Here is a 15,171-nt window from a genome sequence, read left to right as displayed (position 1 = left end):
AGAAAATATTGCTCGGGAAGAAGCAACAGAACGACACCATTTACGCTATACATTTTGGTCCAATGCGATTCCCCAGTTAGTGTCTAAAACCGGGTTGTATCAAAATGTGTCTGCAACAAAAGATAATTGGATCAATGGTGCTAGCGGACATACAGGAATCGGCTTTAATTCTGTTATATTATTAGATGGTGCGAGAGCAGAAATTTACATAGGTAGATCTTCAAAGGAAGAAAATAAAAAAATCTATCAAGCTCTATATCTCCAAAAAGATAAACTGGAGTCTGAATATGGTAAAAGATTAAAGTGGGATGAATATGAGAATAAAACAACTTCCAAAATTTCTATTTCTATGGATGGTGTTAGTTTAGCAAATCAAGAAGACTGGCCGAAGATGATAGATTTTATTGCTGAGAATATATCATCACTAGTTAAAGTTTTTAAAAAGCCACTTGATGAAGCATATAAAGCACTTGCATATGACGAATAACGAGCAATAGAATATCGATTAACTTTGTTTTGAAGTGTAGAAAATTTAATATTTTCGACTAACGTTTTACCTCTACGAACCATTTTGGTTTTTCATAAAACAAATATTTTTCTTTGCCGTGTATCTGGCATAAATATCGTATCCCTTGGCCGCCTGCTTTTAAACTGGCGGCTCTTCTTTCATCCAAAATTTTATCAATCTCATAAACAGTCCCATCATCCCATCTTAGAGATTTTGGAATCATTTTACCATCAATATTAAACTCAACCACTACCTCGACATAGACCTTATCATAATTATCCAAATTAATCCCCTCTAAAAATTATTTTAAGAAACTTACTGGGTGAATCACATGATCGGTTTTCGGATCCAGATTAGACAGAACTGGATTTACTAGCATACTTGCTCTTTGAATGCTAAAATGACCAAAACGCCGACGAATATCATCAACCGCATTTTCTAACTTTTCTTTCTTTACCATTATTTCAAATTCATCCAAACAAGATAATTGACGTTGGCTACTTACTGACAGATTACAAGCCCTTACACCAATACTTCTTAATGCAAAGTGAGGCTTATTTACCTTATAAATGGAGAAGGTTTTCTCAAATAGCTCATTTGAGCCGCATGTTGGAAAGAGCAATTTTCCTTGTCGTTCACAAGAAAATAGGTTTTTATCCCTTAGCCAAATCTGAACAGTATTAGCAACGAATCCGCTGTCTCTTAAGCGTTCAGCTACACTTTCACAAAGGATATATAATGTAATCCGTACATCTTCCTCACTTGAAACATCATAGGGTAAGGTTGTGCTATTACCAATACTCTTGATAGCAGGGTAGGAGTTTATTTCTGAAACTTTAGACTGATCCAAACCATTTGCGAATTGCCACAGCATAATTCCATTAATACCAAGTTCTTGTTTTAAAAACTTTGGATTGGTAGCGGCTAAATCACCGATTGTATGCACATTTAGTTTCCTTAGTTTAGAAAAGGTCGCACGTCCAACATAAAGCAAATCATTTGCAGGGAGAACCCAAACTTTTTCTTTAAAGTTAGCTTTTGTTATGATTGTAGTTGCATCAGGCTTTTTCATATCTGAACCTAGCTTCGCAAAAATCTTATTATATGACACTCCCACCGATGCAGTAACCCCTAATTCATCCTTTATTCTCTGACGTATTTCATTTGCTACTCTTTCACCATCTCCAAATAGTTGGGTACTATTGGAAATATCAAGCCAACATTCATCAAGCCCAAAGCTTTCAACCTGGTTGGTATAATCTGAATATATTTCCCGAGCCATTTTTGAATAGTTTAAATATCTATCATAAGAAGGTGGTACAAACACGATATCGGGACATTTATCCCTGGCCTGCCATAAAGCATCGCCCGTTTTTACTCCATATGCTTTGGCAATATAATTCTTTGCTAATATAATTCCATGGCGTTTTTCTACATCTCCGGCAACAGCAACAGGCTTATACCTTATTGCAGGATTGTAAAGACATTCAACTGAAGCATAGAAATTATTTAAATCAGAGTGCAAAATTATTCTATCCATAGTCACCACCGAAAAAGAAAACTTGTTCTTATTTGGATTATAAAACAAATATATGTTCTTAACAAGTGGAAATAATATCAAATATACATTCTGTCGGAATTGATTTAATGAAAAAGTGAACACTATATTAGAGGTGTATTGCATGTGTGGTCGTTATGAGATGTTTATTAATCCTGAGAATAGAGAAATAATGAGAATTGTAAATGCTATAGAGTATAAATACGGTGTAATTAATAATATGAAGACAGGCGAAATTTTTCCTACTAATGATGTCCCTGTTCTTTTTAGGGATAGCAGAAATATAACACCGGAGTTATTTATTTGGGGATTTCCCAAATTTCATAGTAAAGGAGTTATTATTAATTCAAGAGCAGAAACAGCGATTGATAAACCTACATTTAAAAGGAGTCTCTTGGAACGAAGATGTGTAATACCTTCTACTGGATTTTATGAATGGAAACAAGATGCTTCAAAGCGAAAATTTAGGTTTAATCTACCGGAAAGTGAAAATCTCTATATGGCTGGGATGTGGAATGAATTTAAGAATGAAAAGAGATTTGTAATTTTGACCACAGCAGCAAACAATTCGATGGTAGATATTCATAATAGAATGCCCGTTGTTTTACAAAAAGAAAAACTTGAGGATTGGATAATAGATACAGATTACGCAATGATGTTATTAAATGGAGAGCAACCTTTGTTAGAAAGAATAGAGGTGTAAAAAGCGTATTAAAACGGAATAAACGACTGCCTGAAAAGCCTTGATTTTTGGGCAGTCGTTTTTCTTTCTAGTGTATCTATGTCCCACTGAATTGGATAATAGGAATTGGCGAATGATGTCTCGATTACGGTGTTGTTGTACTCGCCAAAAGGAGGACGGAAAAGGTTCATCTCGATTCCTGTTAAATCCTTTACTGCTTTATGGCAATCAGCCAGCTCTTTGGCTATTTGCTCTGAAGAAAGCTGATTCATATGAGGATGAGTGGATGAATGGTTACCCAAATCGTGGCCTGCCTCAGCAATTTTCTTTACCTCTTCGGGATAATCTGTTACCCAATAGCCACAAAGGAAGAAAGTCGCCTTTACTTCATTGTCAGCAAGAATTTGCAGCAATTTGTCTGTGTCTTCAGCGCCCCAAGCGGCATCAAAGCTGATGGATACCTGCGGTTTATCGGTTTCCACGCAGTAAATGGGCAGCTTCCTCTCGTTTTGTGCAGAAATAATGGAGGAAACCTTTGTTGCCGCAGGGGGAACAACACAGGTACCTACCCCAATGCATGCAACTGCCGCCACTGCAAATAAAATATGCTTTTTTTTGATATGTATTGCTTTAAATAATTTCATTATGCTACCTCCGAGCTTTTTTACCAATATATCGATTTATGAGTGAAAATATGAAAAAAACGACTTGACAAATAAAAAAAATGATAATAATATAAATATATGCTTATAAACTAAACATTTATAAAGAAGGTGAAAAGTTGACACAAAGAGAACGGGAAATATACGAAATTATCCGTGATATGCCCATGATTGAGCAAAGTGAAATTGCCCAAAAACTAAACATAACCCGTAGCTCTGTGGCTGTGCACATCACGAATTTGCAGAAGAAGGGATATATTCTGGGACGAGGCTATTTGCTAAAGGAGCAGGATTATATTATCGGAATCGGCGCAGCGAATGTGGATATCCATGGTAAGAGCAAAAAGAGTATTATTTTAAGGGACAGCAATCCCGGCAACATGAATTCTTCAGCCGGTGGTGTCACTAGAAATGTTTCGGAAAATCTGGCAAGGCTTGGTGCCCCTGTAAGACTGATTACAGCTTTGGGAGACGATATCTATGCGGATCAGATTCGCAACGAATGCACAGCTGCAGGTATTGATTTTTCTCATAGCATGGTGGTTGAGAGGCATCCTTCTTCAACCTATATCTCTATTTTAGATGAGAATGGCGATATGTTTGTTGCCATGTCAGACATGTCTGTGTTGCAGCGCATGAGCATGGAATTTTTGAAATCAAAATCCGGCATCATCAGCGGGGCCAAATTTATTACATGTGATGCAGGCCTTCCGGAAGAAGTTTTAGAGGGGATTCTTGACGTGTATGGAAGCCAAACCCCTGTTTGTATTGACCCTGTTTCTTGTACCTATGCGGAAAAATTAAAGCCTATTATTGGCAAGGTAGACACACTAAAACCCAACCGCATGGAGATGGAAGTTATCAGTGGGATAAAAATTCAAAATGAAACTGATTTAGAGCGGGCATCAGATGTGCTTTTAGAAAAAGGGCTTAAGCATGTTTATGTAAGCTTAGGAGCCGATGGTTGTTTTTATATGAATCGGGACGGCGTAAAAATAAAACGAGCGTTAAAGCCCTTAGATCAAATGGTGAATGCCACAGGCGGTGGAGATGCGTTTATGGCTGCTGTACTGTATGCAAGGTTATATGATTTCAATGTAGATGAAACGGTAGATTTTGCCTTAGCGGCAGGAGTCGCAGCAATTTCTTATAAAGGAACCATAAATCCAAATATGAGTGTGAGTTTGATTGAAAAAATATTGGAGGAAAGAAAATGAAGAGTTTAGAAAAATATTTGACCATTACACCCGAAATTCAAGAAGCAATTGCAAACAATAAGCCTGTTGTTGCTTTGGAAAGTACAATTTTAAGCCATGGCATGCCTTATCCGGAAAACGTTGCATTTGCTCATAAGGTAGAAGAAATCGTTCGTGGTGAGGGTGCAATTCCTGCCACCACAGCAATTATTGATGGTAAGCTTAAGGTTGGTCTGACTGCCGATGAGCTGGAGCTTATGTGCAAGGCGGAGAATGTAGGTAAAGTTAGCCGTCGTGATGTTGCAGTTTACTTGGCAACAGGTAAAGTTGGGGCTACAACGGTTGCTACAACAATGATGATTGCTGCTATGGCAGGAATCCAGGTTTTCGCCACAGGCGGTATTGGCGGTGTGCATAGAGGTGCTACAGAAACCATGGACATCAGTGCGGATTTGCAGGAACTGGCCCATACACCAGTAGCTGTAATTTGTGCGGGGGCAAAATCTTTGTTGGATATTGGCCTAACATTGGAATATTTGGAAACAATGGGCGTGCCAGTTGTTGGCGTTGACACAGATGATTTCCCTGCGTTCTACTGCAGAAAAAGCGGTTACAAGGTTGACTTTAATGCAAAAGATGAAGAGCTCATTGCAAAGATTTTAAAAACAAAATGGGATTTAAATCTTGAAGGTGGGGCAATAATTGCAAATCCAATTCCTGCCGAATATGAATTGGATTTTGATGAAATTGAAGCTGTAATTCAGCGTGCATTAGTGTTAGCCAAGGAGCAAGGCATTCGAGGAAAAGATACCACTCCATTCCTACTGAAGCACATTAAAGAAATGACAGAAGGTGTTTCTTTTGCTTCCAATTTACAGCTTGCTTATAACAATGCAAGAGTTGCCTCAAAAATTGCTGTGGAGCTTGCAAAGCTAGATTAAGTTTATAGTTAACTTACAAAAAAGATAGAGAAGAAAAAATTGGGATTTTAATATATTGTGAAAGGCTCGTTTGCAATGCTATAATAAGCATTTGTTTGACGAGTCTTTTTTGTCACCTAGATGTAAAATGGAGTTACTTATGTGATTGCAAGCGAGATTATAAAGCATTGGATTCTTCATAATAAATTGCAGAAGGTTAAATTCCATATGGATTTTAATACATCTCAGCCTGGGTTGTTTTGAACGGCTCACCATTTAAAACTAGGGAAGTTTTTCAAGTTTTATGTTATCTTTTAAGTTCAACTTGCTTTTTTGAGGTAGATTATATAAAATGCAAGAAAGAGTATTGGTTTGTTGAAAGGAGTGAAGTTATGGAACAGGGAGTATTTCAAATTGGCCCCATTCGTCCACCCAGTGAGGCAAATAGCCTATTGCTTCGAGTGACGGAAAACTGTCCTTGGAATAAATGTAAATTTTGTATGCTATATAAGAATAGCTCATTTCATACACGGTCTGTGGATGAGGTTAAAAAAGATATTGATGTTATGGCGGAATATCGGGATAGAATCTTAGAGCATTTGCATCAAGGTGAGTATGACATGCAGGCCATCAGGCAGGAATATTTATCTATGCCCACTGATGATGCAAGAATTTGTTATCAAATGGTATTTACTTGGTTGACAGAAGGGGATAGACAAGCCGTTTTTTTGCAGGATGCAAATACGTTGGTTTTGCGCCCCGAATGGCTGATTGAGATTGTCAGGTATGTTAGAGAACGTTTTCCGGAAATTCAGCGGATTACCTCCTATGGCAGGGCAAATACTTTAGCAAGGATATCTCAGGAGGACTTTAAGAGCTTGCGAGAAGCGGGACTGGATCGTATCCATTCAGGGTATGAATCAGGTTCTGATAAAGTTTTACAATTGATTTCAAAGGGAGCCACCCAAGAAGAAGAGATCATCGGCGGTAAAAAGGTGAAGGAAGCGGGTATCGAGCTTTCCATTTATTTTATGCCTGGTGTGGGGGGAAAAGCCTTATCCCATGAAAATGCCATTGAAACGGCAAAAGTTATCAATGAGGTGAATCCGGATTTTGTTCGTTTACGTACATTTATATTAAGAACTGGTTCTTTGATGGAAGAACTGCGGGATTCAGGTATGTATCAGGAGCAAAGGGATATTGATAAATTAGTAGAAATCAGGCAAATGCTTGCGCATATTGACCCCAAACGAGCACATGGAAAGCTTGCTAGTGATCATATTATTAATTTATTACAAGAAGTAACGGGTTATTTGGATAAGGATTTATCATCAATGTTGGAATATATTGATTCCTTTTTGGCTTTGCCTGAGAAGGAACAGAAGCAATATCAGCTAGCAAGGCGCATGGGTTTCCCTTTAGACTGGAAATATCTATACCGCTTACAGCCTGAGGATCAGGCACGTGTGGAAGAAATGTCTAAAAACATTGTTGATGAGAAGGAATGGGAGGCTTTGCTTCACCGTTTTACAGATAGATATATATAATTTAAGGAGATGAAAGATTGGATAAGGAAGCGATTTTTACCACGGTAATTCCAATTATTTTAATACTTGGACTTGTGTACTTCAATATGCGTAAAATGCAAAAGAATTTAAATAAAATGAAAAATGACTGTGGTGGCGGTTGTAGTGGTTGTGCCCATAGTGCCAGCTGCAATAAGCCTGAAAAGGATGACGAGAAAAGTTGATAATATCTAATTGAATTTTAGATTAGCTTTTTATTTATAATTAAGATGTTTAAAGGGCCTGATTGCGTTAAAACGTTTATCGGGCTCAAGCTATATAAAAGGGTTCTAGCTTAGTAAAATGTGGTCAAGGTTTCGTTTATTTAAAATTGTGTTTTAACTCAAAAAAATAATAAAAAAGAGTGCCACAATTGGGCACTCTTGAAATTTAACTTTAAGTAAGGAGCTGTATTATTCTGGAGATTTAGTTTTTTGCTGCTCCTCATGCTCTGTACGGTAACGACTCATTAAACCATGGAATAAATCCATTGCTGTTGGAGGTGTAAAGCTGATGGCATTTGCACCTGCTTCAATGGTGCGCTTAATGCTCTCTCTGGTAGGACCCCCTGTTGCGATAATGGGCACAGATGGATATTTTTCGCGAATGGCACGAACTACGTCGGTGGTTCGGCCGGCAGCGGATACGTTTAGTATACTCGTGCCTGCTGCTAATCTTCCGTCAATATCACTGTCAGCGTCTAAGACAGTGACGATAATGGGTATGTCAATAATTTCATGAATATGCTGAATGACAGAGTTGCTGGTGGGAGCATTTACGACTACACCCATGGCACCCAATGCTTCAGCGTCTTTAGCCAACATAACAACCCGTGGGCCTGTGGTGGTACCACCGCCAACGCCGCAAAAAACGGGGATGCTGGAGGCAGAAACAATGGCATCTGCAATAATTTGCTGAGGTGTAAAAGGATATACTGCCAGAACTGCGTCGGCATTACAGTTTCGGATAATCGCAATGTCGGTTGAAAATATTAACGACTTAATGCGTTTTCCCCAAATAACAATACCACTGGCGCTCCAAATTTCTTCTGGCATTGTTACGACATGCTTTCTTAATCTACTATCAATGCGGGGGATGTTTTTTTCAGCCATACCTTAGCTCCTTTCACTATATAACCAAAATAATTCATATGAAATTTTGTGATAATTATACAACGATAAGGGTTGGTTGTCAAGGTTTTTTTGTACAAACTGAAACAAAAAGGTGAAATTTGGGAATGAAGTAAAATATCCACACCTTGACATTATTTCCGTTTCAGACTAGAATAATGGTATCGGAAAATATTAGTATTTTTTGGAGGATGATTATATTTTGGAAACCGTTATTGGTTTGGCCATATCTATCATTCTGAATGTGGTTTTGCTCTTTTTACTATGGAAATTGCAAGAAGAAAAAAAGCGTGCAATCATTACAGAAGAAGGAATCCGCATGATGGTGGATGCTGGTGGAGATAATGGCAGTATAGATGAAACGGAAAAAAAGATGATAAACAATATTTTTGATTTGGGGAATACCTCTGTAGGAGAGATTGCTACCCACAGAACGGATATTGTTGCAATCCCTGTAAATGCATCCATTATGGAGATAATGGAAGTGATTGCTGAGGAAAAATATTCTCGCATCGTAGTTTACGATGACAATATCGATAATATTATTGGTCTGTTTCATGTAAAGGATGTTGTAAAGTTTTTTATTGCGGATAATCACGATATAAACAATTTCGATCTTAAGGAAGTTTTGAAAAAACCTTATTTTGTTCCGTTTTCAAAAAAGACTGATGAATTGTTTACTGAAATGCAAAGAGATAAGGTTCATATGGCAATTGTCATTGATGAATACGGTGGAACTGCAGGGCTTGTCACTATGGAGGACTTGCTGGAAGAAATTGTAGGGAACATTTTTGATGAATATGACTTGGAAGAGGAAGAAGATATTAGCGTGATTGATGAAAAGGCATATCGCATCAATGGAACCACAGATTTATCTGATGTGGAGGATTTGTTAGATATTACTTTTGAAGATGGGGAAAGTTATGACACGTTAGGCGGATACTTAATTGGCCGACTGGGGAGAATCCTTGAAGAAGGGGAAAACCCGGAAGTTCGTGTGGCGAATTGGTTGTTTCGAATAGAGAATATTGAGGAAAAGCGGATTGATAAGGTTTATGCCTTACGCTTAGAAGAGGAACTAACGACAAATCATGAAAAAGCTATGTAAGGATAAAATCTTTTCATAAAATAAAAAACAGGAGGGATAAAAATGTTAGATAAAAATGTAATAGAACTCTTAAATTCACAAATTAACAAGGAATTTTATTCTGCTTACCTGTATTTAGATTTTGCAAACTTCTTTGAGTCCAAAGGTTTAGAGGGATTTGCGAATTGGTATAAGGTACAGGCACAAGAAGAAAGAGACCATGCAATGCTCTTTTATCAATACTTGCAAAATAACAACCAGCGTGTAGATTTTCAGGCAATTGGTAAACCTGATGTAAAAATGGAATCATTGATGGATCCTTTAAAGGCTTCTTTAGCCCATGAGGAATACGTTACAGATTCTATTCATACTATTTATACAGCTGCACAAGAAGTACATGACTATCGTACCATTCAATTCTTGGACTGGTTTGTAAAAGAACAGGGCGAAGAGGAAACAAATGCCAATAATTTAATCACCAAAATGGAGTTATTTGGTAGTGATGCCAAAGGACTTTATATGTTGGATAATGAATTAAAGGCAAGAGTATATGCAGCGCCTTCATTGGTACTTTAAACTTCCTAAACGAATTAAAAAGATCTGAAAAGCGTATACATATGTATACGCTTTTTTATATTGATTTGATTAGCTTGAAGCTATGTTTTTGGTGTGCATAAATGATCATCTTCTAAGGACAGTCTCAATTTCCTACTACTTTACTTCCTTTCACGAAAAAATTTGTCCCTCCATATTGTAAAAGAAAAAAGAAAGGTGAGGTTGCAACTATGTGCGAAAATAATGTAGCCGGAATGCAAACTTACGAGGGAAAGGTGCTGCCTCTACCAATACCAGAAGAAGAGCTTTGGAAGCTTGATCAAGAGGTGCTGACACCAGCAATACATCTTGAGCCAATACGAGAGATATTGCCTGAAATTAACATTGTTCCGGATGTAAAAGACATGGAAATACCTATTATTGCAGGAATCACACTATATAGCTATCTGAATTTTTTTAATGCCTTAGTATCTGTACCTGCTATAGATATATATATAAACGGAAAAAAAGTTGTTTCTGACCTAAAGTATTCAGAATTTACTGAGTATTATTTGGTTTTTCCAGGATATTACCGCATTCAAATTTTTGAAGCAGGTAAAACGGAAGATGAGTTTTCCACAACGGTAATTAATTTGATTGGCTATCGAATTTATACCGTTACAATTTCTGGTTTAGAGGATCATGCATGCCTGCTTTTGGTAAATGACTGTATTTACCCTGTTCCTGAGGATTATGCATACTTACGTTTTGTTCAGATTTCTCCGAATGCGCCGTTGTTAAAAGTATATTTTGACGATAATCTTGTTTTGACAGAATTGGATTACAGAGAGATCAGCAGATATTTATCTACAACGGCTCAAGTGCATGATATAACATTTAGGGATTATATTTCAGATCACATTTTACTAGAGGTGCATAATTTTAGTATGGAGAATGAGACTGCTTACACAGCCTATACCTTAGGTGACTTTTTTTCAGAGGAAGGTCTGCAAATAGTAATTGCTAAGGATGGTATCAGCCACCTTACATTTTAATTGTTATTTTTCATAAAAGGCTAGTCCTTCTTGTGATTGTTTGTTATAATATGGACAAATATATATGTATGCAAATATGGAACTGAAGGAGTATGCTATGTTACTAAAAGGAAAAACAGTGGTTTTAGGTGTGACTGGGAGTATTGCCGCGTACAAAATGGCAAATGTAGCCAGTATGCTGGTAAAGTTGGAGTGCGACGTTCATGTTATTATGACGGAGAATGCTACGCATTTTATTACGCCCATAACTTTTGAAACTTTAACAGGAAATAAATGTCTTGTAGATACTTTCGATCGGAATTTCCAATTTCATGTTGCCCATGTCTCTTTGGCCAAAAAAGCAGACGTGTTTCTTATTGCGCCTGCTTCTGCCAATGTAATAGGAAAATTGGCCTGTGGTATTGCTGATGATATGCTGACAACAACTGTGATGGCCTGTAAAGCAAAGAAAATTGTTTCACCCAGTATGAATACCAATATGTATCAAAACCCTATCGTGCAAGATAATCTGAAAAAACTGGCTGGTTACGGTTACGAGATAATTCAACCGGAAAGCGGCATTTTGGCTTGCAAGGATACTGGCGAAGGCAAACTTCCCAAGGAAGAGGTTTTGGTTGCCCATATCCTTCGTGAAATTGCATATGAAAAGGATTTCGTTGGACAAAAAATTATTATTACTGCGGGGCCTACTCAAGAAAGTATTGATCCGGTTCGCTACATCACAAATCATTCAACTGGGAAAATGGGATATGAGCTAGCTAAGGCAGCTATGCTTCGTGGTGCAGAAGTTACTTTGGTAAGTGGTGTAACAGCTTTAGAGAAACCCTACTTTATAAATTATCTTCAGATAAAGAGTGCCGCTGATATGTTTGAGGCAATGAAAACGCAATTTATTGAAAATGACATTATCATTAAAGCTGCGGCAGTTGCAGACTATAAGCCAAAAAACGTGGCAGATGATAAGATGAAAAAGAAAGACGGAGAAATGAGCATCGAGTTGGATCGAACCCAGGATATCTTAAAGTATATGGGTGAGCATCGCAGGGCGGGGCAATTTCTCTGCGGTTTTTCTATGGAAACACAAAATATGCTTGAAAACTCCAGAATTAAGCTGGAAAAAAAGAATATTGACATGATAGTTGCCAATAATTTAAAAGTCGCAGGCAGTGGTTTTGGAACGGATACAAATGTTGTAACGATGATATCCAAAAAGGAAGAAATCCAACTAGAGCTGTTGACAAAAGAAATGGTTGCCCATAAGATTTTGGATGAAATTCTAAAACTAAAGGATTGAGAAGGAAGGCGTACCATAATAACGGGTACGCTTTTTCTTGTTTCCTATCTCTCTTAATAAGATCATTTGCTCTATGTAGTAGCAGGGTCTTGGATTTAAGAGTGTTTTAACGCAGTTGGACGAGTATGCAGAAGAAATATTTTGAGATTGGCAAACAACCTATAGGGGCACAAGGCAATGGGCAGGTATGCTGGTAAGCCTGACATAAAAAACAAAGGGGCGTTTTATATCCTTGCTTTTTTCAAATCTGAGTTTTGAAACGACGATAGTTTGATTTTCCCTTAGAGGGTTTATTGACGATAATTGTTTTTTATGCTAGAATTTTAGTAAAAAATGGGTAATTATGTATTTATTAGTACAAAAATAAAAGTTTTAGTGTAAAATATGCAAAAAAATACAAGTGTTTATAAGCGTATCAGAAAGCTTGCTGCAATTTTTTGCTCATTTATATTTTTTGAAATATGGTTTTGGCTATGATGTGATATTAAGTGAAGTGAGTGAGGGTATTATGAAAAATATAGATGGGTTAACCAAGATGTATGCAGAGTTTTCAAGACAAGGTAGGACGAAACCGCTGAACTCCAGCGGTTCGTCGCGTATACAGGGGTTACGTATAATCTTATGTGCCCTTCAAGGAAAATAAATCCCATTATCATACAAAAAAGTTAGGTCAAAAAAACTAAGGCGATTGTTTTACTATGAAATTTTTATGATCCATACCTATGACATTATACAAGTTGGGCGGGATAGTCGAAGCCTGAGGAGAGGAATTGGGTAAGCTTAATATTCCGTAGCAGAATCTAATCTAGAAATCTGATTTTCTATTTAGAGGAGAAAAAATCTTGGTTAAATGTTTTTCATTTTCATTTTATGTGGCAATTTGGATGAGTCTAGAATTTTGATACGAAGCGCATGTAATTTAATCAAGGAATAGTTTCGAATTAGTCAGCGAGTGAGGTTAGAGGAAGTAATAGACAATTGAGGAGATAGAAATGTTTTCATTTTTAGAGATTTTAAAGCAGACAATGGATTTGGGTGCATCTGATATTTTTATTGTTGCAGGCAAACCCCTGTCCTATAAAAAAGGGAAAATGATTTATCAATTAAATGAAGAAAAGGTCATGCCTGATTATTCCAAGCATTTGGTGGAAGAAGCGTATAAACTTGCTCAGCGTGAATTAACGCGTCTGACAACGGATGGGGATGATGATTTTGCACTGTCTGTTCCAAACTTAGCAAGGCTAAGAATAAGCTGCTATAAGCAAAGAGGATCCCTTGCAGCGGTTATACGCATCGTGGCTTATGGCATACCCAAGTATCAATCAATAGGAATTCCTGAACAAGTTTTGGACTTGGCGAATCAGAAAAAAGGCTTAGTTCTTGTAACGGGTTCTGCAGGGAATGGAAAATCAACAACCTTGGCCTGTATCTTGCAAAGAATTAACGAGACAAAAAGTAACCATATTATCACCCTTGAAGATCCTATTGAATTTTTGTACCGCAATGAAAAATCCATTGTTAGTCAGCGGGAAATTGGCTTGGACACCGCAAACTTTGTAACGGCTTTGCGTTCCAGCCTACGTCAATCACCCGATGTGATTTTGCTTGGAGAAATACCAGATTTTGAAACCATACAGATTGCAATGGCAGCTGCGGAAACAGGTCATCTTATTCTTTCTACGCTACATACGGTTGGAGCAGTGAATACCATAGATAGAATTATTGATATTTTTCCACCCAGCCAACAGCAACAGGCTCGTATCCAGTTGTCAATGGTTTTAAAAACCGTTGTTTCTCAGCAGCTTATCCCTGCTATAGATGATACGCTGATTCCTGCTTTTGAAATAATGCATATGAATAATGCAGTGCGAAATATGATTCGGGATTCTAAAGTTCATCAAATTGAATCAGTAATTGGGATGTCAGGAGAAGAAGGCATGATTTCCATGGACAACAGCTTGTACGAATTGGTTTTAAACGGTAAGATAATGGCAGAAACAGCATTACAATATGCCCTTCATCCAGAGCTTTTAGAAAAACGAATTCGTATGAATTTAAAGAGATAAACCATTGTCCAATAAATAAACTGGGGACTGTCAATATAACTTGGTGTATATAGAAATTTTTGTATCATGTGACTGTTACAAAGATTTCTATTGCGGACACATTTAGAATTAGCTTTGTTTTGGCCCATTTGATATATTGTTTTTTATATGTCATTAAGCTATTTATAAATAAGGAAAGATGTATAAAGAAAAGGAATGCCATGAGCATATAAATGAAACGAAACAATCCAATTAAAATTTTTAATTACAATACAGCAATTCTGTATGGAATTTCAAGTTTTAAGTGATAAGAAAAAGGGGGAGGCCTGTGGGCGAAGAATTTAGAGTAACATTATTAGGTGAGTTTACCATTGAATATGGAAATAGCATTATTTCCGACCAATCGAACCGATCAAAGAAAGTGTGGACACTGATGGAATATATTATTGTTCACAGAAAGCGATTTATACCTCAAGATGAATTGATAGAGTTGCTATGGTCTGACAGCAATTCTCGAGATCCCATTAACACATTAAAGGTGCTGATGCATCGTGTAAGAGCTGCTTTAGATGAACTGGATTTCGATAATAGTCGTCGCATGATATTGTATCGGAATGGAGCTTATGGCTGGAATCAAGATTATAAATGCATAACAGATGCCGATGAATTTCAAAGATTGATTTATGAAAGCGAACTGGAAACAGAAGATACTTCACGAAAAATTTCCTTTTTATTGCAGGCAGAAAGTCTTTATAAAGGCTCATTTCTGGAAAAAAAGTCTTCAGAAGCATGGGTTATACCAATTGCAACCTTTTATCGTTCATTATATAATCGAGTTGTGGCTGATTTGGCTAAATTACTTTTTGAGCATAAAAAATATGAACAGCTTTCTGCAATTTGTGAAAAGGCCATTCTTTTAGAACCCCATGAAGAGC

At 37.1% G+C, this 15,171-nt stretch carries 16 protein-coding genes; 12 read left to right on the top strand and 4 right to left on the bottom strand.

Going from position 1 to position 15,171, the window contains the following annotated elements; genetic code table 11:
• Window positions 1-487, top strand: a 487-nt coding sequence (locus tag RTK36_RS12980; RefSeq protein WP_312047668.1) for a DUF4268 domain-containing protein, incomplete at its 5' end; no start/stop codon positions are given.
• A 58-nt stretch (window positions 488-545) separates the two neighbouring features.
• Here RTK36_RS12980 and RTK36_RS12975 read toward each other — a convergent pair.
• Together RTK36_RS12975 and RTK36_RS12970 are read right to left on the bottom strand one after the other, a co-directional pair.
• Window positions 546-791, bottom strand: a complete 246-nt coding sequence (locus tag RTK36_RS12975; RefSeq protein ID WP_442871353.1) for a hypothetical protein — start codon at window positions 789-791, stop codon at window positions 546-548.
• An 18-nt stretch (window positions 792-809) separates the two neighbouring features.
• A complete protein-coding gene (locus RTK36_RS12970) occupies window positions 810-2,048 on the bottom strand; it encodes a Y-family DNA polymerase (RefSeq protein WP_312047667.1) in 1,239 nt (412 codons plus the stop codon).
• Between the two features lie 142 nt (window positions 2,049-2,190).
• Between RTK36_RS12970 and RTK36_RS12965 the strand changes: the two genes are divergently transcribed.
• Complete coding sequence (locus RTK36_RS12965) at window positions 2,191-2,769, top strand: SOS response-associated peptidase (RefSeq protein ID WP_312047666.1); 579 nt, start codon at window positions 2,191-2,193, stop codon at window positions 2,767-2,769.
• An 8-nt stretch (window positions 2,770-2,777) separates the two neighbouring features.
• On the opposite strand, the gene RTK36_RS12960 is transcribed toward RTK36_RS12965, so the two are convergent.
• The gene (locus RTK36_RS12960; RefSeq protein WP_312047665.1) at window positions 2,778-3,392 is read right to left on the bottom strand and encodes a polysaccharide deacetylase family protein; all 615 of its coding nucleotides are present in this window, start codon (window positions 3,390-3,392) and stop codon (window positions 2,778-2,780) included.
• Between the two features lie 137 nt (window positions 3,393-3,529).
• Between RTK36_RS12960 and RTK36_RS12955 the strand changes: the two genes are divergently transcribed.
• From RTK36_RS12955 to RTK36_RS12940, 4 genes are all read left to right on the top strand, one after another.
• The gene (locus RTK36_RS12955) at window positions 3,530-4,627 is read left to right on the top strand and encodes a PfkB family carbohydrate kinase (RefSeq protein WP_312047664.1); all 1,098 of its coding nucleotides are present in this window, start codon (window positions 3,530-3,532) and stop codon (window positions 4,625-4,627) included.
• The gene (locus tag RTK36_RS12950) at window positions 4,624-5,547 is read left to right on the top strand and encodes a pseudouridine-5'-phosphate glycosidase (RefSeq protein WP_312047663.1); all 924 of its coding nucleotides are present in this window, start codon (window positions 4,624-4,626) and stop codon (window positions 5,545-5,547) included. The genes RTK36_RS12955 and RTK36_RS12950 overlap by 4 nt, the downstream gene beginning before the upstream one ends.
• A gap of 371 nt (window positions 5,548-5,918) precedes the next feature.
• On the top strand, window positions 5,919-7,073 hold the full coding sequence (locus tag RTK36_RS12945) for a radical SAM protein (protein ID WP_312047662.1): 1,155 nt from the start codon (window positions 5,919-5,921) through the stop codon (window positions 7,071-7,073).
• A gap of 17 nt (window positions 7,074-7,090) precedes the next feature.
• Window positions 7,091-7,276, top strand: coding sequence for a FeoB-associated Cys-rich membrane protein (locus tag RTK36_RS12940; protein WP_312047661.1), 186 nt, complete (start codon window positions 7,091-7,093; stop codon window positions 7,274-7,276).
• Window positions 7,277-7,504: 228 nt separating this feature from the next.
• Here RTK36_RS12940 and RTK36_RS12935 read toward each other — a convergent pair whose 3' ends face one another.
• Window positions 7,505-8,203, bottom strand: coding sequence for a hydrolase (locus RTK36_RS12935; RefSeq protein WP_312047660.1), 699 nt, complete (start codon window positions 8,201-8,203; stop codon window positions 7,505-7,507).
• 220 nt (window positions 8,204-8,423) lie between these two features.
• Here RTK36_RS12935 and RTK36_RS12930 point away from each other — a divergent pair, with 220 nt between their 5' ends.
• The 6 genes from RTK36_RS12930 to RTK36_RS12905 form a co-directional block, all read left to right on the top strand.
• Window positions 8,424-9,329 carry a hemolysin family protein gene (locus RTK36_RS12930; RefSeq protein ID WP_312047659.1) on the top strand — a complete coding sequence of 302 codons (906 nt, stop codon included), beginning with the start codon at window positions 8,424-8,426 and terminating at the stop codon, window positions 9,327-9,329.
• A gap of 42 nt (window positions 9,330-9,371) precedes the next feature.
• A complete protein-coding gene (locus RTK36_RS12925) occupies window positions 9,372-9,884 on the top strand; it encodes a ferritin (RefSeq protein WP_312047658.1) in 513 nt (170 codons plus the stop codon).
• Window positions 9,885-10,093: 209 nt separating this feature from the next.
• Window positions 10,094-10,897, top strand: coding sequence for a DUF4397 domain-containing protein (locus RTK36_RS12920; RefSeq protein WP_312047657.1), 804 nt, complete (start codon window positions 10,094-10,096; stop codon window positions 10,895-10,897).
• A gap of 97 nt (window positions 10,898-10,994) precedes the next feature.
• Window positions 10,995-12,191, top strand: a complete 1,197-nt coding sequence (gene coaBC, locus RTK36_RS12915) for a bifunctional phosphopantothenoylcysteine decarboxylase/phosphopantothenate--cysteine ligase CoaBC (RefSeq protein ID WP_312047656.1) — start codon at window positions 10,995-10,997, stop codon at window positions 12,189-12,191.
• A gap of 992 nt (window positions 12,192-13,183) precedes the next feature.
• A complete protein-coding gene (locus RTK36_RS12910) occupies window positions 13,184-14,257 on the top strand; it encodes a type IV pilus twitching motility protein PilT (RefSeq protein ID WP_312047655.1) in 1,074 nt (357 codons plus the stop codon).
• Window positions 14,258-14,564: 307 nt separating this feature from the next.
• Window positions 14,565-15,171, top strand: a 607-nt coding sequence (locus RTK36_RS12905) for an AfsR/SARP family transcriptional regulator (protein ID WP_312047654.1), incomplete at its 3' end; no start/stop codon positions are given.

Origin of the sequence: Anaerotignum sp. (assembly GCF_031981185.1) — a bacterium.
Classification (GTDB): domain Bacteria; phylum Bacillota; class Clostridia; order Lachnospirales; family Anaerotignaceae; genus Chakrabartyella.
The sequence above is the reverse complement of the archived record's forward strand: the minus strand, read 5'-3'. Positions and strand labels throughout refer to the sequence as shown.

Bases quoted from the DNA above. Each gene is read 5' to 3' on its own strand.
- RTK36_RS12970 (WP_312047667.1), bottom strand. From the start codon at position 2,048: ATGGATAGAATAATTTTGCACTCTGATTTAAATAATTTCTATGCTTCA.
- RTK36_RS12965 (WP_312047666.1), top strand. From the start codon at position 2,191: ATGTGTGGTCGTTATGAGATGTTTATTAATCCTGAGAATAGAGAAATA.
- RTK36_RS12960 (WP_312047665.1), bottom strand. From the start codon at position 3,392: ATGAAATTATTTAAAGCAATACATATCAAAAAAAAGCATATTTTATTT.
- RTK36_RS12950 (WP_312047663.1), top strand. From the start codon at position 4,624: ATGAAGAGTTTAGAAAAATATTTGACCATTACACCCGAAATTCAAGAA.
- RTK36_RS12945 (WP_312047662.1), top strand. From the start codon at position 5,919: ATGGAACAGGGAGTATTTCAAATTGGCCCCATTCGTCCACCCAGTGAG.
- RTK36_RS12935 (WP_312047660.1), bottom strand. From the start codon at position 8,203: ATGGCTGAAAAAAACATCCCCCGCATTGATAGTAGATTAAGAAAGCAT.
- RTK36_RS12925 (WP_312047658.1), top strand. From the start codon at position 9,372: ATGTTAGATAAAAATGTAATAGAACTCTTAAATTCACAAATTAACAAG.
- RTK36_RS12920 (WP_312047657.1), top strand. From the start codon at position 10,094: ATGTGCGAAAATAATGTAGCCGGAATGCAAACTTACGAGGGAAAGGTG.
- coaBC (WP_312047656.1), top strand. From the start codon at position 10,995: ATGTTACTAAAAGGAAAAACAGTGGTTTTAGGTGTGACTGGGAGTATT.
- RTK36_RS12910 (WP_312047655.1), top strand. From the start codon at position 13,184: ATGTTTTCATTTTTAGAGATTTTAAAGCAGACAATGGATTTGGGTGCA.